We start from the raw sequence: 24,045 nt of genomic DNA on the forward strand, positions 1-24,045 counted from the left end.
CTCTTCAGTTCAAACCTGTTACTGTTTTCGGTTCAGTTAAGAACCGGTCGCTCACTCAAAGCTGACAGGAATATGAATCACTTCATAAACCTGACTTACTTTAGTGTGAGACTCTTGATACTTTTGCCATCTGATCCGAGGATCAGCTCGCTGCCATCAAGCGCCCACACTTATCGGCTGTTAATTTTTAAAGAGCATGTCTGCGAGTGATCTGAACCCCTCAGCAGCGCTGCGTTTTCAGCAGCAGAGAAGCGAGATTATGAACCGTGTTTCGCAATTCGTCAACAACTTTCTGAACGACTTCGTTGCGACTGCGGGGCTCAACTTCCGTACCGCCGAGGCTCGCTACTTCCGAACCCCAACAGCACCGCTTCCCTTCCTTCCGCGCCGCGTTTCCGTTAGCGCGAAAGAGGCGTGATTCTAAGCACCTGTCCCCATCCATGCAAGCGCTTTGTGAAGAAAGTTTGAAAAAGCCTCCGTGCGCTCACGCGCACGGAGGCTTTGGGCTCGACGGGCCGGGAAGCGCGGACGATCCACCAGCCGTCGGCAACGTTCCCTTCTATATATAGAGCGTGTCAGCTGCCGCCCGCAGCAGCCTGCAGTCGCTCGACCGGCACCGCGTCGGCCATCGCCGTGTAGCCGGCGTCGCTCGGATGGATACCGTCGCCGCTATCGTATCGGCGTTGCAGCACGCTCGGGCGCGCCGGATCGCGCAGCGCCGCGTCGAAGTCCACGACGCCGTCGAACCCGCCGCCGCTGCGGATCCACCGGTTCACCTCGAGCCGGATCGCCTCGCGCCCGGCCGGCAGCGCCGCCGGCGTGAGTGTCGCGCCGAAGACCTTCACGCCCTGTCGGTGCGCCGTCTCGATCAGCCGGCGATAGCCATCGATCAGCGATGCAGCCGTCACCGGCGTATGCGGGTGATCGCAATCGAGCCCCGCGCGCGGCGGCATCGCCGCGAAATTGATGTCGTTGATCCCGATCAGCACGATCGCCGCCTTCACGCCCGATCGCGACAGCGCGTCACGCTCGAACCGCGACGCAAGCGACGTGCCGTAACACGCGGAATCGCTGAGCAGCCGGTTCCCGCTGATGCCGAGATTCACGACGCCGACCGAATCGGCACCCGCTGCCGCCAGCCGGCGTGCGAGCGCGTCGGGCCAGCGGCGGTTCCGGTTCACGCTGGAGCGCAGCCCGTCGGTGATCGAATCGCCGATCGCCGCGACGCTGGCGTGTGCGGGACCAGCTTTGACGGCCAGTTCGGTCACCCACGCATATTGGGTAAAGCGGGTGCGAAACGTCGCGGCGCCCGGATCGTTCACGTGATCACCCGGCCCGGACACATAGTTGAACTGGTTCGACACGCGATGCCAGACCGTCATCCGCTGGTTCGGCCCCATCTGGAGGCTGATCGCATACGGCTGCGCGGCCGTCACGCCGATCGCCACCGGGTCGCTTTCGAGTTCCTGGCCCGGCGCGAGCGTCACCGACGCCTTGCCGCCGAACCGGACCGGCACCGCCGCACCACCGGCGAGCGCGGCCCCTTCGCCGGCGCGCGCGAGACTCGCGGCCTCGACGACCAGCGGCGCGCGACCGTATGCGTTGCTCACGCGAATCCGCGCCGCCCGCCCCGACACGGTCGGGTAGACGATCTGACGCACGGTTCGCCCGGCCACGTCTGGCGCGCGGTAGAGCGGCGGCGGTGCGGCGAGGTCGGGAATCGGCTGCAGCGCGGTCGCCCACGCAGCGACCCACCCGGCCGGCGCGGCCGACGCTGCAAGCGGCGACACGAGAACGGCCGCACCCAGCACAGCCGCGGCGAAATTGCTTCGAAATGACATCGGCAAAATCCTCATCGGAAAGCGGGCATTGTGCCGCAGAAGATGCCGGCCCCACGTGCGGGGCCGCATTTGCTCCGCTTGATCGCGCCCCGATGTCCCTCGTTTACCCGAGTCCCGCCGCAAATCCACAAGAAATTTATTAACCGACCGGTCGGTTGGTTTATACTTCGCACACACTCAACCGGACGAGAGCCTTCGCCATGTACACGCAATCCCTCGACATCCCCGGCAACGTCGCGCCGCTCGACGCCGCAGCCGAGTCGCCCGAACAGGCGCGGTTCGATGCGGTGATGGCCGCGGACGGCAAGATCGAACCGCAGGACTGGATGCCCGACGCGTATCGCAAGACGCTGGTGCGCCAGATCTCGCAGCACGCGCACTCCGAAGTCGTCGGCATGCTGCCGGAAGGCAACTGGATCTCGCGCGCGCCGAGCCTGAAGCGCAAGGCGATCCTGCTCGCGAAGGTGCAGGACGAAGCCGGCCACGGCCTCTATCTTTATAGCGCGGCCGAAACGCTCGGCGTATCGCGCGATTCGCTGATCGACGCGCTGCACGCCGGCAAGGCGAAATACTCGAGCATCTTCAACTACCCGACGCCGACCTGGGCCGACGTCGGCGTGATCGGCTGGCTGGTCGACGGCGCCGCGATCATGAACCAGATCCCGCTGTGCCGCTGCACGTACGGTCCGTACGCGCGCGCGATGATTCGCGTGTGCAAGGAAGAGTCGTTCCATCAGCGCCAGGGTTTCGACGCGTTGCTGTCGATGATGAAGGGCAGCGACGCGCAGCGCGCGGTGGTCCAGCAGGCCGTCGATCGCTGGTGGTGGCCGGTGCTGATGATGTTCGGCCCGAGCGACGCCGATTCGGTCCACAGCAGCCAGTCCGCCAAATGGGGCATCAAGCGGATCTCGAACGACGATCTGCGCCAGAAATTCGTCGACGCGACGGTCGACCAGGCGAAGGTGCTCGGCGTGACGCTGCCCGACCCCGACCTGAAATGGAACGAAGCGCGTGGCCACCACGACTACGGCGCGATCGACTGGGACGAATTCTGGCGCGTGGTCAACGGCGACGGCCCGTGCAACAAGGAACGCCTCGCGACGCGCGTGAAAGCCCACGAGGATGGCGCCTGGGTGCGCGAAGCCGCGCTCGCGCACGAAGCGAAGCGCCGCGCCCGCGCCGAACAGCAGGCCGCCTGAGCGGCCCCCTCGAATTCAGGAATCAGGAGAAAACGATGAACAAGGAATGGCCGATCTGGGAAGTGTTCGTGCGCAGCAAGCAGGGCCTCGACCACAAGCATTGCGGCAGCCTGCACGCGGCCGACGCGACGATGGCGCTGCGCATGGCGCGCGACGTCTACACGCGTCGCCAGGAAGGCGTGAGCATCTGGGTGGTGCCGTCGTCGGCGATCACCGCGTCGGACCCGAGCGAGAAGGCCGAACTGTTCGAACCGGCGGGCGACAAGATCTACCGTCATCCGACGTTCTACACGCTGCCCGACGAAGTCAACCACATGTAACGCCCGCGCCATGACGATCACGCCCGAACACCTCTCCTACGTGCTGCGCCTCGCGGACAACGCGCTGATCCTCGGTCAGCGCAATGCCGAATGGTGCGGCCACGGCCCGATCCTCGAGGAAGACATCGCGCTCACCAACATGAGCCTGGACCTCATCGGCCAGGCGCGCATGCTGTACACGCACGCGGCCGAGCTCGAGCGCCAGCTCACCGGCGCGACGAAGACCGAGGACGACTACGCGTACTTCCGCACCGAGCGTGAGTTCGCGAACTTCACGCTCGCCGAACTGCCGCACTACGGCCCGGTCTCCGGCACCGCGCACGCCGACAAGGACTACGCGGTGACGATCGTGCGCAACTTCCTGTACGCGGCGCTGATGCTGCACGTATGGAGCGCGCTGGAGACGTCGACCGACACGCAACTGGCGGCGATCGCCGCGAAATCGGTGAAGGAAACCCGTTATCACGTCCAGCATGCGCGCGAGTGGCTCGTGCGCCTCGGCGACGGCACCGACGAATCGCACCGCCGCGCGCAGGCCGCGCTCGACTACCTGATGCCGTACACGCGCGAATTCTTCGCCGCCGATGCGATCGACGACGCGATCGTCGCACCGGGCATCGGCCCGGCGCCGGCCGCGATCGAGGCCGCGTGGCGCGCGGACGTGGACGACGCGCTCGCGGAAGCCACGCTCACGTTGCCGACGCCGGTGAAGCATGTGACGACCGGCAAGCAGGGCGAGCACTCGGAGCACATGGGCTACCTGCTCGCCGAAATGCAGAGCCTCGCGCGCCAGCATCCCGGCGCGAGCTGGTAACCGGCCCACGCCACGGAGCCCGACGATGTCCGCCCAGACCGCCGCCCCTGCCCCCGCCGCGCACCGCGACGATCCGTTGCTCGCCCGCGCGTGGGACGTGCTCGAAGCCGTGCCCGATCCGGAGATCCCGGTCGTGTCGATCCGCGAGCTCGGCATCCTGCGCGACGTCCGCCGCGCGGATGACGGCCAGCTCGAAGTCGTGATCACGCCGACCTACTCGGGCTGCCCGGCGATGTCGCAGATCGCCGAGGACATCGCCGCCGCGCTGCAGGCCGCCGACTTGCCGCCGCACCGGATCGAGACGGTGCTCGCTCCCGCGTGGACGACCGACTGGATTACGCAGGAAGCGCGCGACAAGCTGCGCGCGTACGGTATCGCGCCGCCGGTCGGCCAGTGCGGCAGCGCCGCGCCGCGGGAGAACGTCGTGCGCTTCGTGCCGCGGCCGGTCGCGGCGCCCACCTGCCCGCGCTGCGGCTCCGCGCGCACCGAACGTCTCGCGCAATTCGCGTCCACGGCCTGCAAGGCGCTGTATCGCTGCGTCGACTGCCGCGAACCCTTCGACTACTTCAAACCCTACTGAATATGGCGACCCCGCAATTTCACCCGCTGCGTATCCGCGACGTGCGGCCCGAGACCGCCGACGCCGTGACCGTCTCGTTCGACGTGCCGCCCGAATTGCGCGACGCGTACCGCTTCACGCAGGGCCAGTTCGTCACGCTGAAGACCCACATCGACGGCGAGGAGACGCGCCGCTCGTATTCGATCTGCGTCGGCACGACGGACTACGACCGTGACGGCGAACTGCGCATCGGCATCAAGCGCGTGCGCGGCGGCCGCTTCTCGAACTTCGCGTTCGATACGCTGAAGCCCGGCCACATGATCGACGTGATGACACCGGATGGCCGCTTCTTCACGCACCTGAACGCCGACCACGGCAAGCAGTACGTCGCGTTTTCGGGCGGCTCGGGGATCACGCCGGTGCTCGCGATCGTGAAGACGACGCTCGAACTCGAGCCGCGCAGCACGTTCACGCTGATCTACGGCAACCGCAGCGTCGACGCGATCATGTTCGCGGAGGAGCTCGAGGACCTGAAGAACCGCTACATGAACCGCTTCGTCCTCTACCACGTGCTGTCGGACGATCTGCAGGACGTCGAGCTGTTCAACGGCGTGCTCGACCAGGCGAAATGCGCGGAATTCCTCGCCACGCTGACGCCGGCCGACGCGATCGACGAGGCGTTCATCTGCGGCCCGGCACCGATGATGGACGCCGCCGAAGCCGCGCTGAAGGCGGCCGGCGTGCCGCAGGCGAAGGTGCACGTCGAGCGCTTCGGCACGCCGCTGCCGCAGGCCGGCGCACCAGTCGTCGAGATCACCGACCAGACGCCGGCCGCCGATCTCGAGATCGTGCTCGACGGCAAGAAGCGCAAGCTGCGCTTGCCGTACGAAGGCGTGAGCCTGCTCGACGTGGGCCTGCGCGCGGGCCTCGCGCTGCCGTATGCGTGCAAGGGCGGCGTGTGCTGCACATGCCGCGCGAAGGTGGTCGAAGGCGAAGTGCGGATGGAGAAGAACTACACGCTCGAGGAGCACGAGGTGAAGGATGGTTTCGTGCTGACGTGCCAGTGCCACCCGATCAGCGACAAGGTCGTCGTGAGCTTCGACGAACGTTGAGCGGCATCGCGTCGCGGCGCCCGACGGTTTCTCGCCGTCACACATCTCGCTTACACTAGGGGCCGCCGGCCGGCTGGACATCGCAACGTCCGCCCGTCGGCGGTTTTCTTTTGTTGACGACAGGCCGATGAGTACCATTCATGTGATTCAGGGCGGCACCGCCGCCGCGTCGCTGCGCGAGGCTCTCGTGCAAGCCGGACGCGACGAGCGCGTCGTCGGTTTGCTCGACGATCTCGGCGTCGGGCCACTGAAGGGCGCCGACGAGACGCCCGACACGCGCGCCGCTTTCTGGCAGCACGTGCTCGGCGACCAGATTCCCGACTGGAACGCGGAAATCGAAGGCGAATTCGCCCGCCTCGACCAGCTCGCGATGGATACCGGCCAGGTCGTCGTGTGGCATGCGCCGAGCGTCGGCGACAAGCTGCTGCTGCGCCGCGTCGCCTATCACCTGCGCAACGTGCCGCAGCGCCTGAACGAGGTACGGCTGTCGGCCGCCGACCTCGACGCCGCGCAACGCGCATCGCTGTCGCGTACCGACCAGGCCTGCGCGACCGGGATGTTCTCGCCCGCGGAACTGGCTCGCAAGCGGCCGGTGGCCGCGCCGATCTCGGTCCTGCGCATCGGCCGCCTTGCGCTCGAGTGGCAGGAGGCGAAGCACCTGAACGCCGAGCTGCGTTATTGGGTCAGCAACACGATCAAGAGCGGCCACTACGCCGATCTCGACGCGCTGATCGTCGCGCGCGCGGAAACCGACTGGCAGCCCGCGCGGCGCCTCGTCGGCAGCATCATGGCCGCCGCCGACCGCGGCGGGCTGTTCGTCAGCGACTCGATCGCGTGGTGGCGCTGCCGCGAACTCGCGGCCACCGGCCGACTCGAGCTGCAGGACGACGCGCCCGCGGCCCTCTCTTCCACGCAGGTGCGCGCGGCCCCGGCCGCCGCGCACCGCTAATCTTTCTTCGACCATGGCCCGAACCCGAGCGCCCGACCACGAATCCCAGCGCGAGCAGATCCTCGACCTGGCCGCCGAGAAATTCGCGCAGACGAGCTATCCGAGCACGTCGATGTCCGATCTCGCGACCGCGAGCGGTACGTCGAAGGCGCGGCTCTATCACTATTACGAGAGCAAGGAAGCGATCCTGTTCGACCTGCTCGATCGCTACACCAAACGGCTGATGCTGATCATCGCCGAGGTCGAGGGTGCGAGCCAGCGGCGCGGCCTCAGCGAGCGCGACGCGTTCGCCGAGCTCGTGCGCGCGTTCCTCGCCGAATACGAGACGTCGCACAGCCGCCACGTCGCGCTGCTCAACGACGTGAAGTATCTGGAGGATGCGCAGCGCGAAATCGTGCTCGACCGCCAGCGCGACATCGTCGCGGCGTTCACGCGGCAGCTCGCGCGCGCGTATCCCGACCGCATCTCGAAGGAAAACCAGACCTCCGTGACGATGATGGTGTTCGGGATGATCAACTGGACCTTCACATGGCTGAAGCCGGGCGGGCGCCTCGGCTACCGCGACTTCGCCGAACAGGTAATCGACCTGATCGAACGCGGGCTGTCGACAGCGGCCTGATGCCGCGCAGCAGCATGCGTTGCGCGGCGGGCACAGTGCGGCCGCCCGTCGCGCGTTTCATATGATGAATTTTAAATCCGTTAAAAATCAAATAGATAGACGAATAATTAAGCGGATTTAGAATTCACCCTCGGCACAAATAACGTCAAATGCGGGTTTTCCCTTACCTCGGTCGGGTAGAATGCTGTTGCATTGCACAAGCCGCTTGTGCAGCCACACACTGAGGAACCCACGATGAACACGCGATCCAACCGCCGTGCCGATGCTGTCGGCCACGCCGGTACTGCGCCGGTTCTCGTCAGGGAACTGGCTTCCAAAGACCGTGAGCAGATGCTCACCCACTTTCTCTCGCTCGACGAAGAGGACCGCCTGCTGCGCTTCGGCCAGATGGTGCCCGACCACGTGATCGAGAACTATGTCCGCACGATCGATTTCGGTCGCGATACCGTATTCGGCGTGTTCGACCACGATCTCGAACTGATCGGCGTCGGCCACCTGGCCTATCTGCCGGCCGAAGGCGACAAGCGCACCGCCGAATTCGGCGTGTCGGTGCTCGAAAGCGCACGCGGCCGCGGCGTCGGCTCGAAGCTGTTCGAGCGCGCGGCGATCCGCAGCCGCAACACGCACGTGACGATGCTGTACATGCACTGCCTGTCGCGTAACGCGACGATGATGCACATCGCGAAGAAATCCGGGATGCGAATCGAGTACGCGTACGGCGAAGCCGATGCGTACCTGTCGCTGCCGCCCGCCGACCACTCGACGATCATCGCCGAGATGCTGCAGGAACAGGCCGCGGTGTTCGACTACGCGATGAAGCGCCAGGCGCGCCGCACGACGAAGTTCATCGAATCGCTGATACCCGCCGCACTGACGGCCTGACGTCGACGGCGTCGGCCAGCCGGGCCGCGCCTGTGGCGCACCCGGCTCCCCTCCTTTCCCCGCCCGCTAGCGCACCGACCGAATCGGCAACGCCGTCGTTTCCTTGAAGCAGTCGAGCGAAAAGCTCGTCTTCACGTCGATCACCGACGGGTGATGCAGCAGATGCTCCTGCACGAAGCGGGAGAAATGCGCCATGTCCTCGACCTGCACGCGCAGCAGGTAATCCATGTCGCCCGTCATCGCGTGGCACGCGACCACTTCCGGCCAGGCCTGCACGGCCGCGCGAAACAGCTCCGCGTGCGTCGCGCCCGCGCGCGCCGACGTCTCGTCGACCCGGACCGGCGCGAGGCCGCCACGCTTTTCGAGCCGCACGCTCACGTACGCGAGCAGGTCGAGCCCGAGCTTCTGCGGATTCAGCAGTGCGACGTAGCCGGTGATCACGCCGATGTCCTCGAGCCGCCGGATCCGCCGCAGGCACGGGCTCGGCGACAGGTTCACGCGCTCGGCGATCTCCTGGTTCGACAGGCGCCCGTTCTCCTGAAGAATCGCGAGAATTCGCCGATCGATGGCATCCAATTCGGCTTGCGCCATCTTCTGCCCTCCGTTGATTATTTTGAGACTGGAAATTGCGCCATCGTAGGCGCGGGCGATCAAGTTCGCAAGTTTCCGCTCGCGGCCGCCCGCTACACTCTGTCGCATGTCTCGACGCGCCGCACACGCTCATTGCGGAGGCGGCCGTCGACATCGAACCAGGCCGAGCACGCGCACGCCGCCCCGGCCGATCGCCCCGCACAGGAGACACGACATGCAGATCCCCAACTGGGACAACCCCGTCGGCACCGACGGCTTCGAATTCATCGAATACACGGCACCGGACCCGAAAGCGCTCGGACACCTGTTCGAACGGATGGGTTTCACCGCGATCGCGCGCCACCGCCACAAGGACGTGACGGTGTACCGCCAGGGCGACATCAATTTCATCATCAACGCCGAACCGGATTCGTTCGCGCAACGCTTCGCGCGCCTGCACGGCCCGTCGATCTGCGCGATCGCGTTCCGCGTGCAGGACGCCGCGAAGGCGTACCAGCGTGCGCTGGAACTCGGCGCGTGGGGCTTCGACAACAAGACGGGCCCGATGGAGCTGAACATCCCGGCGATCAAGGGGATCGGCGATTCGCTGATCTATTTCGTCGACCGCTGGCGCGGCAAGAACGGCGCGCAGCCGGGCGCGATCGGCGACATCAGCATCTACGACGTCGACTTCGAGCCGATTCCCGGCGCGAACCCGAACCCGGTCGGGCACGGCCTCACCTACATCGACCACCTGACGCACAACGTGCATCGCGGCCGCATGCAGGAATGGGCCGAGTTCTACGAGCGCCTGTTCAACTTCCGCGAAGTGCGCTACTTCGACATCGAAGGCAAGGTGACCGGCGTGAAGTCGAAGGCGATGACGTCGCCGTGCGGCAAGATCCGCATCCCGATCAACGAGGAAGGCTCGGACACGGCCGGCCAGATCCAGGAATACCTCGACGCGTATCACGGCGAAGGCATCCAGCACATCGCGCTCGGCGCGAGCGACATCTACCAGGCGGTCGACGGGCTGCGCAGCAAGGAAGTGAAGCTGCTCGACACGATCGACACGTATTACGAGCTGGTCGACCGCCGCGTGCCGAACCACGGCGAATCGCTGGCCGAGCTGAAGAAACGCAAGATCCTGATCGACGGCGCGCGCGACGACCTGCTGCTGCAGATCTTCACCGAGAACCAGATCGGGCCGATCTTCTTCGAGATCATCCAGCGCAAGGGCAACCAGGGCTTCGGCGAAGGCAACTTCAAGGCGCTGTTCGAATCGATCGAGCTCGACCAGATCCGCCGCGGCGTCGTGCAGGACAAGGCCTGACGCTTGCACCGCGCGGCAGCGGCTCGGCAGCCGGGCCGCCCGCGCGATCCGGCCGCACAAAGAAAAAGGGCGGGAATCCTCGGATTCCCGCCCTTTTGTATTTCGGCGCGGCCCGCAAGCCGCGCGATCGCATCAACGCACGTTCGCCTTCGACTCGGCGGCACGCTCGGCCGACGGCTGGGCTGCGGCGTCCTGGGCCGGCACGATCTGCTGCATCTGCGCGCCGGCTGCCGCCAGTGCGCTCGCGCCTCGCGCGTGCACCGGGCCGGTCATCGAGAAAAACGCGGCGGACACGAGCAGGAAACTCTGGATATGACGTGTGTTCATTGCACCTCCTGTAAAACTGCCGGCGCCTCCCCGACTGCGTCGGAACGAACCCACGCGGCCGGGCACCTCCGGCAGGCCGACAAGATTAACGGCATTTGCCCGAAGATCAACGCGGCTTTACATGCTTTTACATGATGTAACGCATCATCCGCCCCGTTTTCGCGGGGCGCCGCCGCGCATTCCCCGCGTTGCAACCGATGGGCGGCGGGTTTGCCCCAGTGCTACCATCCCTTAAAACCGGCGAACATGCCGGCCACTGCAGACGCGTCCAAAAGATGCCGACGCAACCGAAGTTTTGGTGATCCCAGACCGGGTGGAGGAGACAGTTAATGAATGCCCCGCTAGACGCAGACCAACGCGCGTCGCTAGAAGCCGCGCTGAAGTCCGTCACGCTTGACGACAAATACACACTGGAACGCGGCCGCGCGTACATGAGCGGCATCCAGGCCCTCGTGCGCCTGCCGATGCTCCAGCAGGAACGCGACCGCGCCGCCGGTCTCAATACGGCCGGCTTCATCTCCGGCTATCGCGGCTCGCCGCTCGGCGGCCTCGATCTGTCGCTCTGGAAAGCCAAGCAGCACCTGGCCGCCCATCAGATCGTGTTCCAGCCCGGCCTCAACGAAGATCTCGCCGCCACCGCCGTGTGGGGCTCCCAGCAGGTGAACCTGTACCCCGGCGCGAAATACGACGGCGTGTTCGGCATGTGGTACGGCAAGGGCCCGGGCGTCGACCGCACCGGCGACGTCTTCAAGCACGCGAACTCGGCCGGCTCGTCCCAGCACGGCGGCGTGCTGGTGCTCGCCGGCGACGACCACGCGGCGAAATCGTCGACGCTCGCGCACCAGTCCGAACACATCTTCAAGGCTTGCGGGCTGCCGGTGCTGTTCCCGTCGAACGTGCAGGAATATCTCGATTTCGGCCTGCACGGCTGGGCGATGAGCCGCTACTCGGGCCTGTGGGTGGCGCTCAAGTGCGTGACGGACGTCGTCGAATCGTCGGCGTCGGTCGACATCGACCCGCATCGCACCGAGATCGTGCTGCCGACCGATTTCATCCTGCCGGAAGGCGGGCTGAACATCCGCTGGCCCGATCCGCCGCTCGTGCAGGAAGCGCGGCTGCTCGACTACAAGTGGTACGCGGCGCTCGCGTACGTGCGGGCGAACAAGCTCGACCGGATCGAGATCGATTCGCCGAACGCGCGCTTCGGGATCATGACCGGCGGCAAGGCGTATCTCGACGTGCGCCAGGCGCTGACCGACCTCGGCCTCGACGACGAAACCTGCGCGCGGATCGGCATCCGGCTCTACAAGGTCGGCTGCGTGTGGCCGCTCGAAGCGCAGGGCGCGCAGGCGTTCGCGCGCGGCCTCGACGAAATCCTGGTGGTCGAGGAAAAGCGCCAGATCCTCGAATACGCGATCAAGGAAGAGCTGTACAACTGGCCCGACGCGCAACGCCCGCGCGTGTTCGGCAAGTTCGACGAGAAGGATGGCGCCGGCGGCGAATGGTCGGTGCCGATGGGCAACTGGCTGCTGCCTGCGCACTACGAGCTGTCGCCCGCGATCATCGCGAAAGCGATCGCGACGCGGCTCGAGAAGTTCGAATTGCCGTCCGACGTGCGCGCGCGCATCGCCGCGCGGCTCGCGGTGATCAACGCGAAGGAAATGGCGCTCGCGAAGCCGCACGTGCAGACCGAGCGCAAGCCGTGGTTCTGCTCGGGCTGCCCGCACAACACGTCGACCAACGTGCCGGAAGGCTCGCGCGCGATCGCCGGCATCGGCTGCCACTACATGACCGTGTGGATGGACCGCAGCACGAGCACCTTCAGCCAGATGGGCGGCGAAGGCGTGCCGTGGATCGGCCAGGCGCCGTTCACCGACGAGAAGCACGTGTTCGCGAACCTCGGCGACGGCACCTATTTCCACTCGGGCCTGCTCGCGGTGCGCGCGGCGATCTCGTCGAAGGCGAACATCACCTACAAGATCCTCTACAACGACGCGGTGGCGATGACGGGCGGCCAACCGGTCGACGGCGTGCTGACGGTGCCGCAGATCACGCACCAGCTCGCGTCCGAAGGCGCGAAGAAGATCGTGATCGTCACCGACGAGCCGGAGAAGTACGACAGCCAGAAGGCGCTGCTCGCGCCCGGCGTGACGATCCATCACCGCGACCAGCTCGACGACGTGCAGCGCGAGCTGCGCGAGATCGAAGGCACGACGATCCTGATCTACGACCAGACCTGCGCGACCGAGAAGCGCCGCCGCCGCAAACGCGGCACGTATCCGGACCCGGCCAAGCGCATCGTGATCAACGACGCGGTGTGCGAAGGCTGCGGCGACTGCTCGGTGCAGTCGAACTGCCTGTCGGTCGAGCCGCTGGAAACCGAATTCGGCACGAAGCGCCAGATCAACCAGTCGAGCTGCAACAAGGACTTTTCGTGCGTGAAGGGGTTCTGCCCGAGCTTCGTCACGGTCGAGGGCGGCCAGTTGAAGAAGCCGAAGGCGGTGTCGGTCGACGGCAGCGCATTGCCGCCGATTCCGGAACCGACGCTGCCGGCGATCGATCGCGCGTACGGCGTGCTCGTCACCGGCGTGGGCGGCACGGGCGTCGTGACGATCGGCGCGCTGCTCGGGATGGCCGCGCATCTGGAAAACAAGGGCGTGACCGTGCTCGACGTCACCGGCCTCGCGCAGAAAGGCGGCGCCGTGATGAGCCACGTGCAGATCTCGCACGCGCCGACCGACATCCACGCGACGCGGATCGCGATGGGCGAAGCCGATCTCGTGATCGGTTGCGATGCGATCGTCACGGCCGGCGACGAGTGCACGTCGCGGATGCGGCACGACACGACGCGGGTGGTCGTCAACAGCGCGCAGACGCCGACCGCCGAGTTCATCAAGAACCCGAACTGGGCGTTCCCGGGCCTGTCCGCCGAGAACGACATCCGCGCGGCGGCCGGTGTTGCGGTCGACTTCATCGACGCGAACCGCTTCGCGGTCGCGCTGCTCGGCGACGCGATCTACACGAACCCGTTCGTGCTCGGCTACGCATGGCAGAAGGGCTGGCTGCCGTTGACGCTCGCGTCGCTCGAACGCGCGATCGAGCTGAACGCCGTGTCGGTCGACAAGAACCGCGCGGCGTTCGACTGGGGCCGCCGCGCCGCGTACGACCTGGCCAGCGTGAAGCAGGCGGCGGCCGGCGACGCCCGGCCCGCGCAAGGCGCCACGGTGATCTCGCTGCACACGAAGAAGGCGGTCGACGCGCTGATCGCGAAGCGCGTCGAATTCCTGAGCGCGTACCAGAACGCCGCGTACGCGTCGCGTTATGCGGCGTTCGTCGACAAGGTGCGCGCCACCGAGCGCGCACTGGCGGACGGCGACACGGTGCAGGAACCGCTGACCGAAGCGGTCGCGCGCAACCTGTTCAAGCTGATGGCGTACAAGGACGAGTACGAGGTCGCGCGGCTGCAGTCCGACCCCGCGTTCCTCGCGCGCCTGCGCGCGCAGTTCGAAGGCGACTGGAAGCTGAAATTCCACCTCGCGCCGCCGCTGTTCGCGAAGACGGACGCCCACGGCCATCTCGTGAAGAAGGCGTACGGCCCGTGGATGATGTCGGCGTTCCGGCTGCTCGCGAAGGCGAAGTTCCTGCGCGGCACGGCGCTCGATCCGTTCGGCCGCACCGCGGAGCGCCGCACCGAGCGCGCGCTGATCGGCGAGTACGAAGCGCTGATCGGCGAGGTACTCGCGAAGCTGAACGCGGCCAACCGGCCGCTCGCGCTCGAACTCGCGGCGCTGCCGGACGGCATTCGCGGCTACGGACACGTGAAGGAGAACAACCTGCGCGCGGTACGCCAGAAGTGGGACACGCTGCTCGCGAAGTGGCGTTCGCCGGCAGGCGGCCAGTCGCACCAGCAGGTCGCGTAACGCGCGGTCGCGGCGCGGCGTTCGAAGCAGGAACGCCCGCCCGCGCCGCCGCCCGTCGCGGTTCATGCAAAAAAAACGCCACGGAATCCAGGTTCCGTGGCGTTTTTCATTGCGCCGCGCCTGACGTGCGGCACACGCGGGCGTGGACTTACTTCGTGTTCACGTTCGCGGCGGCAACGGCCGTCATGTTGATGATCCGGCGCACGGTCGCGGCCGGCGTCAGGATGTGGACCGGCTTGGCGGCGCCGAGCAGGAACGGGCCGACCGTCACGCCTTCGCCGCCGACCATCTTCAGCAGGTTGTACGCGATGTTCGCCGCTTCGACGTTCGGCATGATCAGCAGGTTCGCTTCACCCGACAGCGTCGTGCCCGGGAACGCCTGCTTGCGGATCAGTTCCGACAGCGCCGCGTCGCCGTGCATTTCGCCGTCGACTTCGAGGTTCGGCGCACGCTCGACGATCAGCTTGCGGGCCTCGGCCATCCGGCGCGACGACGCCGACGGCGCGCTGCCGAAGTTCGAGTTCGACAGCAGCGCGGCCTTCGGCGCGATGCCGAAGCGCTCGATCTCGGCCGCGGCCTGGATCGTCATGTCGGCGAGCTGGTCGGCGCTCGGCAGCTCGTTCACGTACGTGTCGCACACGAACAGGTTGCGGCCCGGCAGCATCAGCAGGTTCATCGCGGCGAAGTGCTCGGCGCCCTTCGCGCGGCCCAGTACCTGCTCGATGAACTTCAGGTGGCTGTGGAACGTGTCGATCATCCCGCAGATCATCCCGTCCGCATCGCCCAGATGCACGAGCATCGCGCCGATCAGCGTGTTGAACTTGCGCATCGCGGCCTTCGCGACTTCCGGCGTCACGCCGTCGCGCGCGCCGATCTCCTGATACGCCTGCCAGTAGCGGTGGTAGCGCGCATCGTCTTCCGGATCGACGATTTCGAAATCGACGCCGGCCTTCAGCTTCGAGCCGATCTTCTGCAAGCGCATGTCGACGACCGACGGACGGCCGACGATGATCGGCTTCGCGATCTTTTCCAGCAGCACGAACTGCGCGGCGCGCAGCACGCGCTCGTCCTCGCCCTCGGCGAACACGATGCGGGCCTCTTTCTGCTTCGCGGCCGCGAACACCGGGCGCATCACCATGCCGGTGCGGTAGACGGTCGCGCCGAGCTGCTCGCGGTACGCGTCCATGTCCTGGATCGGGCGCGTCGCGACGCCCGAATCCATCGCGGCTTGCGCGACGGCCGGCGCGATCTTGATGATCAGGCGCGGGTCGAACGGCTTCGGGATCAGGTAGTCCGGCCCGAATTCGAGCGAATGGCCTTCATACGCCTTCGCGACTTCCTCGCTCTGGTCGGTTTCCTCGGCCAGCTCGGCGATCGCGCGCACGCACGCGAGCTTCATTTCTTCCGTGATCGTGGTCGCGCCGACGTCGAGCGCGCCGCGGAAGATGAACGGGAAGCACAGCACGTTGTTGACCTGGTTCGGGTAGTCCGAACGGCCGGTCGCGACGATCGCGTCCGGGCGCACGGCCTTCGCGTCTTCCGGGCGGATTTCCGGTTCCGGGTTCGCGAGCGCCAGGATCAGCGGCTTGTCGCCCATCGTCTTGACCATGTCCTGCTTCAGCACGCCCGCGCTCGAGCAGCCGAGGAACACGTCCGCGCCGACGATCGCGTCGGCGAGCGTGCGCGCGTCGGTGTTGGCCGCATAGCGCTGCTTCGACGGATCGAGGTTGCCGCGCCCTTCGTAGATCACGCCCTTCGAATCGGCGACGAGGATGTTCGACTTCGTCAGGCCGAGGTTCACCAGCAGGTCCAGACACGCGATTGCCGCCGCGCCCGCGCCCGAACACACGAGCTTCACTTCCGACAGCTTCTTGCCGACGACCTTCAGGCCGTTCAGGATCGCGGCCGACGCGATGATCGCGGTGCCGTGCTGGTCATCGTGGAAGACCGGAATCTTCATGCGCTCGCGCAGCTTCTGCTCGATGTAGAAGCATTCCGGCGCCTTGATGTCCTCGAGGTTGATGCCGCCGAGCGTCGGCTCGAGCATCGCGATCGCCTCGACGAGCTTGTCGGGGTCGGACTCCGACAGTTCGATGTCGAACACGTCGATGCCCGCGAATTTCTTGAAGAGGCAGCCCTTGCCTTCCATCACCGGCTTCGCGGCCAGCGGGCCGATGTTGCCGAGACCCAGCACGGCGGTGCCGTTCGTGATGACGCCGACGAGGTTGCCGCGCGACGTGTACTTCTGCGCGTCGAGCGGATCGGCGTGGATCGCCTCGCACGCGGCGGCGACGCCCGGCGAATACGCGAGCGACAGATCGAGCTGGTTCGACAGCGGCTTGGTCGGGGTGACCGAAATCTTGCCGGGTTTCGGGTTCAGGTGATAAGCGAGAGCGGCCTGCTTCAGTTGTTCGTCCATGATTGACCTGCGAGAGACATGCGGAATATTGACGACTCAGTACACAGCACCTTCGGCCGCGTCTGCTTGAATCGAGGGGATGGTCGACTGCGAGACGGCCCGCGACGCACCGGATCGGCACGCCATCGAACCTTGGCGGATGGCAAGAGGAAAGTACAAAGTACTGAACGATTTCTAAGGGTCGCCTAGTGTACACCCCCTAAATGACGTCCGTTGCTGCGACGCCGCATCTCCGGCATCAGCGCCGGGATGGTCTGCCCCCGTTTGTTTCGCCGGTGGTGAGCCGGGCAGCGAACCCGCGCGAATTCCGCCGAAAACCTGCCTGAATCGGGTAAAATAGCCGGCTACGCGCGCAGCGATGCGATCGGCCCGCCGATCGCACCCCGGCCCTTCGGGCAGGTTCCCCTTGCTGCGCCACCGGGCCCGCGCCCGCTCCTCGCTCATCACCCAAGGAATGCCCATGACAGGCTACGATCGTCAGTCGATCTCGGATACGACCGCCAAAATCCTGCTCGAAGTGCAGGCGGTGCACTTCAATGCCGAAAAACCGTTCATCTTCACGTCCGGCTGGGCAAGCCCCGTCTATATCGACTGCCGCAAGCTGATCTCGTATCCGCGCGTGCGCCGTGCGCTGATGGAAATGGCGGAAACGACGATCACGCGCGACATCGGCTTCGAGCAGATCGACGCGGTGGCGGGCGGCGAGACGGCCGGCATCCCGTTCGCGGCATGGATCGCGGACCGGATGATGGTGCCGATGCAGTACGTGCGCAAAAAGCCGAAGGGTTTCGGCCGCAATGCGCAGATCGAAGGCCATCTCGAGGAAGGCTCGCGCGTGCTGCTGGTGGAAGACCTGACCACCGACAGCCGCAGCAAGATCAACTTCGTCAACGCGCTGCGCACCGCGGGCGCGACGGTGAACCACTGCTTCGTGCTGTTCCACTACAACATCTTCAAGGAAAGCGTGTCGGTCCTGAAGGACATCGACGTCGACCTGCACGCGCTCGCGACGTGGTGGGACGTGCTGCGCGTCGCGAAGGCGTCGGGCTACTTCGAGACGAAGACGCTCGACGAAGTCGAGAAATTCCTGCACGCACCGGCCGAATGGTCGGCCGCGCACGGCGGCGCGACGGCCCCGAAGGAATGACGCCCCGCCGGCACGCATGCCGGCGCACTGGCTGAACGAGCCGCCTGCTTCATCGCAGGCGGTTTTTTTTCGTCCGTCGCGTTGCGCGCCGACCGCGCGCAATCGCGGGCGCCGGTGTGCGTCGCTCATCGAACCCTAATGCTAGACTTGATCCATCGCCGCCCTCAGCTGCGCGGGCAACATACAACGCCAACAATGCCGGGAGCCTCGGCCCGGCCCACGTGACGGGAGAAGCGCCATATGCGTGTGGATCGCCGGATCACTCCGCCTGCGCCATCGGGTCGCCCTTCTCCGCTCCGTTTCTCCGCCCTCCTGTGCGCCGCCGTCTTCGCGGCGCTGCCCGCGCATGCGGAAGGCCCGTTCACCGTGACGAGCGACGACCTGACGGCGGGCGCCCGCGTGCGGCCCGCGAACGTGTTCGACCGCGGCGACTGCAAGGGCGCGAACCGCTCGCCGCAACTCGCATGGCACAACCCGCCGCCGGGCACGCGCGGCTACGCGGTCACGATCTTCGATCCCGACGCGCCGGGGCACGGCTGGTGGCACTGGGCCGTCGCGGGCATCCCGGCGACCGTCACGAGCCTGCCGGCCGATGCGAGCGCGTCCGGCTTCCTGCGCCGCATCGGCGCGAGCGAGGCGCGCAACGACTTCGGAATCGACGGCTACGGCGGCCCGTGCCCACCGCCCGGCAAACCGCATCGCTACGTGATCACCGTCTACGCGCTGAAAGGCACCGACCTGCGTATCTCGCAAGGCCGCCCCGCGCCGATGTTCGAGCACGAGATCGGCACGCTCGCGATCGGCACCGCGCGACTCACGGTCACTTACGGGCAGTAGGTAAGCGCGCGCCGCCGCCCGTGGCGGTCGCGATTGCCCGCGCCCGCGAATTTCTGTGCGCGGCCTGCGCGCTTTCTTCCGGTCATTTCGGCTTGCTAGACTCGGCTGCACCGGTCGCGGCATCCCGCCGCGCATCCGTCGCGCCGCCCAACTGCGGCGCGTGTCGCGGCGAGCCTGCGGGCCGCCGTTCCCGTCCCTTTCCGGAGAACGCTTCATGTCGAACATCGTCATCGTCTATCACAGCGGCTACGGTCACACGCAGAAACTGGCCGAGGCCGTGCACGCCGGTGCGCAGGATGCCGGCGCCGCCGCACGCCTCCTCGCCGTCGGCGAGCTCGACGACGCGGGCTGGGCCGCGCTCGACGCGGCGGACGCGATCGTCTTCGGCGCGCCGACCTACATGGGCGGCCCGTCCGCGCAGTTCAAGCAATTCGCCGACGCGACCTCGAAACCGTGGTTTACGCAGAAATGGAAGGACAAGATCGCCGCGGGCTTCACGAATTCCGCGACGATGAACGGCGACAAGTTCTCGACGATTCAGTATTTCGTCACGCTGGCGATGCAACATGGGATGGTGTGGGTCGGCACGGGCATGATGCCGGCCAACTCGAAGGCGGCCACGCGCAACGACATCAACTACGTCGGCGGCTTCACGGGCCTGCTCGCGCAGTCGCCGGCGGACGCGACGCCCGACGAGGGCCCGCTGCCCGGCGACCTCGATACCGCGAAGGCGTTCGGCCGGCGCGTCGCCGAAGCGACGGCGCGCTGGGTGGCCGGCGGCCGCTGAGCGCGCCCGGGACACCCGCCCGCTCGCACCGGCCGCTGGCATGGCCGCGCAGCGTGGGGGTGCGCCAAAGGGACACAAGACGGCCCGCGGGCCGTCTTTTTTTCGCCCCGTGCGGTACAGGCCCGCCGGATGACGTCTTAAAATGGCGGTTTCAGGGCGCCGCGGCTCCCGTTTCATTCAGTGAGAGCGAAATGAGCACCAAAGTTTTTGTCGACGGCCAGGAAGGCACGACCGGCCTCAAGATCTTCGAATACCTGTCGGCACGCAGCGACATCGAGATCCTGCGCATCGATGAAGCGAAGCGCAAGGACGTCGACGAGCGCCGTCGCCTGATCAACGCGTCCGACGTCACGTTCCTGTGCCTGCCGGACGTCGCGTCGCGCGAATCCGCGTCGCTCGTCGAGAACCCGAACACCACGCTGATCGACGCGAGCACCGCGTTCCGCACCCATGCCGACTGGGCCTACGGCCTGCCCGAGCTGACCCGCGCGCAGCGCGAGAAGATTCGTACGTCGAAGCGCATCGCGGTGCCCGGCTGCCACGCATCGGCGTTCGTGCTCGCGATGCGGCCGCTCGTCGATGCGGGCATCGTCGCGCCGACGTTCGCCGCGCACAGCTACTCGATCACCGGCTACAGCGGCGGCGGCAAGTCGATGATCGCCGAGTACGAAAGCGCCGCGCCGGGCGGCAAGCTCGCGAGCCCGCGCCCGTATGCGCTCGGCCTCGCGCACAAGCACCTGCCCGAAATGGCCGCGCACACCGGCCTCGCGAACGCACCGATCTTCACGCCGATCGTCGGCCCGTTCCTGAAAGGCCTCGCGGTGACGACCTACTTCACGCCCGGGCAGCTCGCGAAGCGCGCGACGCCGCAGGACGTGCAGCGCGTGTTCGCCGAGTACTACGCGGACGAAGCGTTCGTGCGCGTCGCACCGTTCGACGCGGATGCGAACCTCGACAGCGGCTTCTTCGACGTGCAGGCGAACAACGACACGAACCGCGTCGACCTGTTCGTGTTCGGCAACGCGGAGCGCTTCGTCACGGTCGCGCGCCTCGACAACCTCGGCAAGGGCGCGTCGGGCGCCGCGATCCAGTGCATGAACCTCAACATCGGCGCGGCCGAGGACGCCGGCCTCAAACGCTGATTCAGCATCGCATGCCATGCAAAGCCGGCCACTGGCCGGCTTTTTATTTACCCGTATCAGGCAATATATAAAAACACCGGATCGCGCATTTACAAATATTTACAAGCTTTCCATTGCGCGATTACCAGTGAATTAATCCAGCCCGTTCTTTATCCAGTCAATCCCGAATAGGGATAAACCGGATACCGTCGATTTAAACGCTGCCGTTATACGCAGGAAGGCGCGGCGAGAGCGTGCCAGGCGTCGCGCAGCCCCCACTCCGGCAGCTTTCGACGGCCCGCCGCGCGTTTTAATTCTTACCAACCGCCTTATCGGGCAAGGATTCAAATTGCCGTTCCCGTTTCAATCGCCTTTTTTAGACGGGTTCATCAATTGACAGCAAAAATCCAGGCAGCGACATTAGCTCGCACAATTAAACGATTGGAGACAGCGGCATGTCGTACGCCTTATCGAAGGGGGTGGCAACGGCCTTTGCCATTGCCCCTTTCCTGGTTGCATGTGGTGGGGGGGACTCTGGCGGCGCGCTCGCGCCGATCGATGCGCCCCAATGTTCCGGCTCGAACTGCGGCACGCAAGGGCCGCCGCCTTCGCAGCCGATCAACGGCGCACTGTGCCCGGCCAACGCGGATATCGTGAAGAGCACGTATCTCGGCGGCGCGGGCAGCGGCGAGATCGTCAGCGTCAACATCGACGCGGTCGCGATGACGTACACGCTCAAGTGGCTCGAATCGCCGATTCCGCTGAAGACGGGCACCGTCACGCCGAGCCGCGCCGGCACGACGATCACCGGCAAGGTCGTCCATCCGCCGACCGGCACGCTGCCGACCGCCGAGCAGACGCGCTGCGCGTTCGTCCTCACGCCGGGCACCGGCACCGCGCCGGACGGTTCGACCTATTCGACGGCCGCCGACTTCAACCAGGCGAACCCGCCGATGCTGCTGGTCGGCATGGGCGTGGCGGGCGGTGGCATTCCCGGCGCGACGGTTCAGTACGACGGGCTGACGATCAGCGTGATCGGCCTCCCCGTATTCCAGAACGTCGGCCAGGTGCCCAATCGCCACTTCGACTTCTACCCGTTCCTCGGCTTCGCGAACACGACGACCGACCTCACGAAGCTGCCGGGCACGTACAACGCGCTGCTCTATCACCTCGTGCCGTCGGGCAACTATGCAACGAAGGGCATCAACTCCAGCGAGACGTTCGATGCGAACGGCGCGTGCACGTCGAGCGGTTCGGGCGGCTGCCAGACCACCGGCGATCCATGGAAGACGAGCGCGAACGGCGGCTACTTCGACAGCACCCAGGCACCGCAGATCCTGCCGCAAACGAAGCTGCCCCTGATCGGCGCGACCGGCAAGTCGGCCACCGCGCACATGGTGATCGGCCAGCTCAACGGCGCGACGGTGCCGGTGATCGTGCGCACCGGCTACGTGAACCTCGGCACGCCGCCGTTGCACACCGACGCAAAGGTCGACGACGAATCGGGCATCGCGGTGCTCGGCGCGGCGACGGCGATCACGTCGGGCGCGATCGACGGCGGCTACGCTGGCGCGGACTCGAACTTCAAGTACACGGCTGCGCTGATCCGCGGCAGCAACGCGTCGTTCATCAACCCGTCCACACAGGCCGAGGAAGACGGCTTCACGCTCGACTACGGCCAGGCGACGCCGGGCCTGCTGAACGCGAAGACTACCCCGCCGAGCGGCGCGAGCTACCCGTCCGCATCGGGCGTGGTGATCGCGACGGGCGGCCTGTATGCGGCGCTGATCCAGGGCACGGTGAACGGCGGCGTCACGCCGACGTCGGCGAATTCGACGACGTCGTCGACCCCGTACTTCGGCGTGGGCGCGCAGATCAGCAAGTAGCGATCGAGGACGCGGCGGCCGGCCCGCCGCCGCGCATTGCAGGGAAGGCACGAAGGCGCTCGGCACGGCGCAAGCAGGACGAGCACGACCAACAGAAGCGGCCGACAGGGAGCTGGCCGCCGCACAAAGACAAATCTGGAGGAGCAACATGAAGCGCAACCTCATTCTGGCGGCGGCCCTTGCCGCCCCCCTTCTTTCGGCTTGCGGCGGCGGCAGCGACAATCCGCCCCCGCTCGTCGAAGACCGGCTTTGCCCGGCCACGCTCGACTACAACACCGTGTTCACGGGCGGCGCGGGCAGCGGCGAACTCGCGAAGGTGCAGCTCGACACGACCAAGATGACCTGGCAGGTCACCTATGTCGAATCGCCGGTGCCGCAAAAGACGGGCACCGTCGTGCCGACCCGCGCGGGCACCGTCGACAGCGGCACGCTCACGCAGGAAACGCTGCTGCCGACCAACAAGCTGAACCAGTGCGCGTTCCGCCTGAACGGCGCGAGCCTCGACGCGTCGCGTCCGGCGCGCATCTTCGTCGGCTTCGGCGTCGCGGGCGGCACGATTCCCGGCAAGGAGATCCAGTTCGACGGCGTGCTCGGCCAGGCGGCGGTGCCCGACACGAAATTCCCGTACTACCCGTTCATCGGCTTCTCGTCGATCGAAACCGACATCACGAAGGTCGCGGGCACGTACAGCCACATCGGCTTCGGCGAAGTGCCGTCGCAGAAATTCGCGCCGGCGTCGATCGACGCGAAGGTGACGATCAACGCGGACGGCACGTGGACCAAGTGCGACACGACGGGCCAGTTCGCGGGCGGCGCGTGCGTGCAGCAAGGCACGAACTTCGTGCAGTCGGCCGACGGCAGCGGCGCGTTCCAGTCGAACAACTACCGGAGCCAGCTGAAGCCGACGCTGTCGGCCACGCCGCAGGGCAAGGGCTTCATGATCGTCGGCAAGCTGCGCAACCAGCTCGTGCCGATCCTCGTGCGCACGGGTGTCGCGAACCCGAACCCGACGCCGGACAGCAACGGCGTGCCGGGCCTGACCGCCGACGACGAATCGAGCATCTCGATCCTCGCGCCGCAGACGGCGGTGGCGGCCGGTTCGCAGAACGGCGAGTACATCGGCGTCGACAGCCAGTTCGACTACCGGACCACCGCGCTGATCGACAAGCAGGCCACGCTGCTCGATCCGTTCCAGCCGTCGCAGGCGTCGCTCGCGACCGCGCTCGATCTCGACTACACGCAGAAGGTGCCGGGCACGGTCACGACGATCCACACGGGTTCGGGCAGCACGTCGCCGACCGGCAAGTTCATCTTCACGGGTGGCGTGTTCGGTTTCCTCGACAACGCGGGATCGACGCCGTATTTCACGATCGGCGCATTCGTCCAGTAAGCGGAGGGAAAAG

The 24,045-nt window shown here is 66.5% G+C and carries 20 protein-coding genes; 16 read left to right on the forward strand and 4 right to left on the reverse strand.

What is annotated here, in order from left to right; genetic code table 11:
* Positions 1-575: 575 nt before the first annotated feature.
* Entirely contained in the window at positions 576-1,841 is a 1,266-nt protein-coding gene (locus tag H0X90_RS11325) for an SGNH/GDSL hydrolase family protein (protein ID WP_060263595.1), read from the reverse strand.
* A gap of 200 nt (positions 1,842-2,041) precedes the next feature.
* Here H0X90_RS11325 and paaA point away from each other — a divergent pair, with 200 nt between their 5' ends.
* From paaA to H0X90_RS11365, 8 genes are all read left to right on the forward strand, one after another.
* The gene (gene paaA / locus H0X90_RS11330) at positions 2,042-3,040 is read left to right on the forward strand and encodes a 1,2-phenylacetyl-CoA epoxidase subunit PaaA (protein WP_077190255.1); all 999 of its coding nucleotides are present in this window, start codon (positions 2,042-2,044) and stop codon (positions 3,038-3,040) included.
* A 35-nt stretch (positions 3,041-3,075) separates the two neighbouring features.
* The gene (paaB, locus tag H0X90_RS11335; RefSeq protein WP_006482881.1) at positions 3,076-3,360 is read left to right on the forward strand and encodes a 1,2-phenylacetyl-CoA epoxidase subunit PaaB; all 285 of its coding nucleotides are present in this window, start codon (positions 3,076-3,078) and stop codon (positions 3,358-3,360) included.
* A 10-nt stretch (positions 3,361-3,370) separates the two neighbouring features.
* Positions 3,371-4,174: a 1,2-phenylacetyl-CoA epoxidase subunit PaaC gene (gene paaC / locus H0X90_RS11340; RefSeq protein ID WP_006497419.1), complete on the forward strand. Its 804-nt coding sequence runs from the start codon at positions 3,371-3,373 to the stop codon at positions 4,172-4,174.
* A 25-nt stretch (positions 4,175-4,199) separates the two neighbouring features.
* Complete coding sequence (paaD, locus tag H0X90_RS11345) at positions 4,200-4,754, forward strand: 1,2-phenylacetyl-CoA epoxidase subunit PaaD (protein WP_006482879.1); 555 nt, start codon at positions 4,200-4,202, stop codon at positions 4,752-4,754.
* Positions 4,755-4,756: 2 nt separating this feature from the next.
* Positions 4,757-5,845 (forward strand): 1,2-phenylacetyl-CoA epoxidase subunit PaaE, encoded by a 1,089-nt coding sequence (paaE, locus tag H0X90_RS11350; RefSeq protein WP_048992256.1) that lies wholly within the window; start codon positions 4,757-4,759, stop codon positions 5,843-5,845.
* Between the two features lie 127 nt (positions 5,846-5,972).
* Entirely contained in the window at positions 5,973-6,794 is an 822-nt protein-coding gene (locus H0X90_RS11355; protein WP_012492290.1) for a DUF1835 domain-containing protein, read from the forward strand.
* 13 nt (positions 6,795-6,807) lie between these two features.
* Positions 6,808-7,413, forward strand: a complete 606-nt coding sequence (locus H0X90_RS11360; protein WP_006482923.1) for a TetR/AcrR family transcriptional regulator — start codon at positions 6,808-6,810, stop codon at positions 7,411-7,413.
* Between the two features lie 234 nt (positions 7,414-7,647).
* On the forward strand, positions 7,648-8,295 hold the full coding sequence (locus H0X90_RS11365; protein ID WP_006497421.1) for a GNAT family N-acetyltransferase: 648 nt from the start codon (positions 7,648-7,650) through the stop codon (positions 8,293-8,295).
* A 66-nt stretch (positions 8,296-8,361) separates the two neighbouring features.
* On the opposite strand, the gene H0X90_RS11370 is transcribed toward H0X90_RS11365, so the two are convergent.
* Positions 8,362-8,886 (reverse strand): Lrp/AsnC family transcriptional regulator, encoded by a 525-nt coding sequence (locus tag H0X90_RS11370; protein ID WP_006482889.1) that lies wholly within the window; start codon positions 8,884-8,886, stop codon positions 8,362-8,364.
* A 214-nt stretch (positions 8,887-9,100) separates the two neighbouring features.
* Between H0X90_RS11370 and hppD the strand changes: the two genes are divergently transcribed.
* The gene (hppD, locus tag H0X90_RS11375; RefSeq protein WP_034201099.1) at positions 9,101-10,198 is read left to right on the forward strand and encodes a 4-hydroxyphenylpyruvate dioxygenase; all 1,098 of its coding nucleotides are present in this window, start codon (positions 9,101-9,103) and stop codon (positions 10,196-10,198) included.
* 132 nt (positions 10,199-10,330) lie between these two features.
* Here hppD and H0X90_RS11380 read toward each other — a convergent pair whose 3' ends face one another.
* Positions 10,331-10,525 (reverse strand): hypothetical protein, encoded by a 195-nt coding sequence (locus H0X90_RS11380; RefSeq protein ID WP_077190256.1) that lies wholly within the window; start codon positions 10,523-10,525, stop codon positions 10,331-10,333.
* Between the two features lie 329 nt (positions 10,526-10,854).
* On the opposite strand from H0X90_RS11380, the gene H0X90_RS11385 reads away from it, so the two are divergent.
* Positions 10,855-14,445, forward strand: coding sequence for an indolepyruvate ferredoxin oxidoreductase family protein (locus H0X90_RS11385; RefSeq protein ID WP_062884166.1), 3,591 nt, complete (start codon positions 10,855-10,857; stop codon positions 14,443-14,445).
* 148 nt (positions 14,446-14,593) lie between these two features.
* Here the strand turns inward: H0X90_RS11385 and H0X90_RS11390 are convergent, their stop codons facing one another.
* Complete coding sequence (locus H0X90_RS11390) at positions 14,594-16,864, reverse strand: NADP-dependent malic enzyme (protein ID WP_006482927.1); 2,271 nt, start codon at positions 16,862-16,864, stop codon at positions 14,594-14,596.
* Positions 16,865-17,324: 460 nt separating this feature from the next.
* Here H0X90_RS11390 and H0X90_RS11395 point away from each other — a divergent pair, with 460 nt between their 5' ends.
* The 6 genes from H0X90_RS11395 to H0X90_RS11420 all read left to right on the forward strand — a co-directional run bounded on the left by H0X90_RS11395 (position 17,325) and on the right by H0X90_RS11420 (position 24,032).
* Positions 17,325-18,011: an orotate phosphoribosyltransferase gene (locus H0X90_RS11395; RefSeq protein ID WP_006482887.1), complete on the forward strand. Its 687-nt coding sequence runs from the start codon at positions 17,325-17,327 to the stop codon at positions 18,009-18,011.
* Positions 18,012-18,251: 240 nt separating this feature from the next.
* Positions 18,252-18,848 carry a YbhB/YbcL family Raf kinase inhibitor-like protein gene (locus H0X90_RS11400; protein WP_006482912.1) on the forward strand — a complete coding sequence of 199 codons (597 nt, stop codon included), beginning with the start codon at positions 18,252-18,254 and terminating at the stop codon, positions 18,846-18,848.
* A gap of 214 nt (positions 18,849-19,062) precedes the next feature.
* Positions 19,063-19,635 (forward strand): flavodoxin family protein, encoded by a 573-nt coding sequence (locus H0X90_RS11405; RefSeq protein WP_006497426.1) that lies wholly within the window; start codon positions 19,063-19,065, stop codon positions 19,633-19,635.
* Positions 19,636-19,826: 191 nt separating this feature from the next.
* Entirely contained in the window at positions 19,827-20,777 is a 951-nt protein-coding gene (gene argC, locus H0X90_RS11410) for an N-acetyl-gamma-glutamyl-phosphate reductase (protein WP_006481596.1), read from the forward strand.
* Between the two features lie 434 nt (positions 20,778-21,211).
* Positions 21,212-22,642, forward strand: coding sequence for a DUF2957 domain-containing protein (locus H0X90_RS11415; RefSeq protein WP_077190257.1), 1,431 nt, complete (start codon positions 21,212-21,214; stop codon positions 22,640-22,642).
* 148 nt (positions 22,643-22,790) lie between these two features.
* Positions 22,791-24,032 (forward strand): DUF2957 domain-containing protein, encoded by a 1,242-nt coding sequence (locus tag H0X90_RS11420; protein ID WP_006481600.1) that lies wholly within the window; start codon positions 22,791-22,793, stop codon positions 24,030-24,032.
* The last annotated feature ends 13 nt before the right edge of the window (positions 24,033-24,045 follow it).

Source organism: Burkholderia sp. 9775_39, assembly GCF_015712225.1.
GTDB lineage: Bacteria > Pseudomonadota > Gammaproteobacteria > Burkholderiales > Burkholderiaceae > Burkholderia > Burkholderia cenocepacia.

Excerpts from the sequence above, each read along its gene's own strand:
- H0X90_RS11325 (WP_060263595.1), bottom strand. The coding sequence starts at position 1,841 with ATGTCATTTCGAAGCAATTTCGCCGCGGCTGTGCTGGGTGCGGCCGTT.
- paaA (WP_077190255.1), top strand. The coding sequence starts at position 2,042 with ATGTACACGCAATCCCTCGACATCCCCGGCAACGTCGCGCCGCTCGAC.
- paaB (WP_006482881.1), top strand. The coding sequence starts at position 3,076 with ATGAACAAGGAATGGCCGATCTGGGAAGTGTTCGTGCGCAGCAAGCAG.
- paaC (WP_006497419.1), top strand. The coding sequence starts at position 3,371 with ATGACGATCACGCCCGAACACCTCTCCTACGTGCTGCGCCTCGCGGAC.
- paaD (WP_006482879.1), top strand. The coding sequence starts at position 4,200 with ATGTCCGCCCAGACCGCCGCCCCTGCCCCCGCCGCGCACCGCGACGAT.
- paaE (WP_048992256.1), top strand. The coding sequence starts at position 4,757 with ATGGCGACCCCGCAATTTCACCCGCTGCGTATCCGCGACGTGCGGCCC.
- H0X90_RS11355 (WP_012492290.1), top strand. The coding sequence starts at position 5,973 with ATGAGTACCATTCATGTGATTCAGGGCGGCACCGCCGCCGCGTCGCTG.
- H0X90_RS11360 (WP_006482923.1), top strand. The coding sequence starts at position 6,808 with ATGGCCCGAACCCGAGCGCCCGACCACGAATCCCAGCGCGAGCAGATC.
- H0X90_RS11365 (WP_006497421.1), top strand. The coding sequence starts at position 7,648 with ATGAACACGCGATCCAACCGCCGTGCCGATGCTGTCGGCCACGCCGGT.
- H0X90_RS11370 (WP_006482889.1), bottom strand. The coding sequence starts at position 8,886 with ATGGCGCAAGCCGAATTGGATGCCATCGATCGGCGAATTCTCGCGATT.
- hppD (WP_034201099.1), top strand. The coding sequence starts at position 9,101 with ATGCAGATCCCCAACTGGGACAACCCCGTCGGCACCGACGGCTTCGAA.
- H0X90_RS11380 (WP_077190256.1), bottom strand. The coding sequence starts at position 10,525 with ATGAACACACGTCATATCCAGAGTTTCCTGCTCGTGTCCGCCGCGTTT.
- H0X90_RS11385 (WP_062884166.1), top strand. The coding sequence starts at position 10,855 with ATGAATGCCCCGCTAGACGCAGACCAACGCGCGTCGCTAGAAGCCGCG.
- H0X90_RS11390 (WP_006482927.1), bottom strand. The coding sequence starts at position 16,864 with ATGGACGAACAACTGAAGCAGGCCGCTCTCGCTTATCACCTGAACCCG.
- H0X90_RS11395 (WP_006482887.1), top strand. The coding sequence starts at position 17,325 with ATGACAGGCTACGATCGTCAGTCGATCTCGGATACGACCGCCAAAATC.
- H0X90_RS11400 (WP_006482912.1), top strand. The coding sequence starts at position 18,252 with ATGCGTGTGGATCGCCGGATCACTCCGCCTGCGCCATCGGGTCGCCCT.
- H0X90_RS11405 (WP_006497426.1), top strand. The coding sequence starts at position 19,063 with ATGTCGAACATCGTCATCGTCTATCACAGCGGCTACGGTCACACGCAG.
- argC (WP_006481596.1), top strand. The coding sequence starts at position 19,827 with ATGAGCACCAAAGTTTTTGTCGACGGCCAGGAAGGCACGACCGGCCTC.
- H0X90_RS11415 (WP_077190257.1), top strand. The coding sequence starts at position 21,212 with ATGTCGTACGCCTTATCGAAGGGGGTGGCAACGGCCTTTGCCATTGCC.
- H0X90_RS11420 (WP_006481600.1), top strand. The coding sequence starts at position 22,791 with ATGAAGCGCAACCTCATTCTGGCGGCGGCCCTTGCCGCCCCCCTTCTT.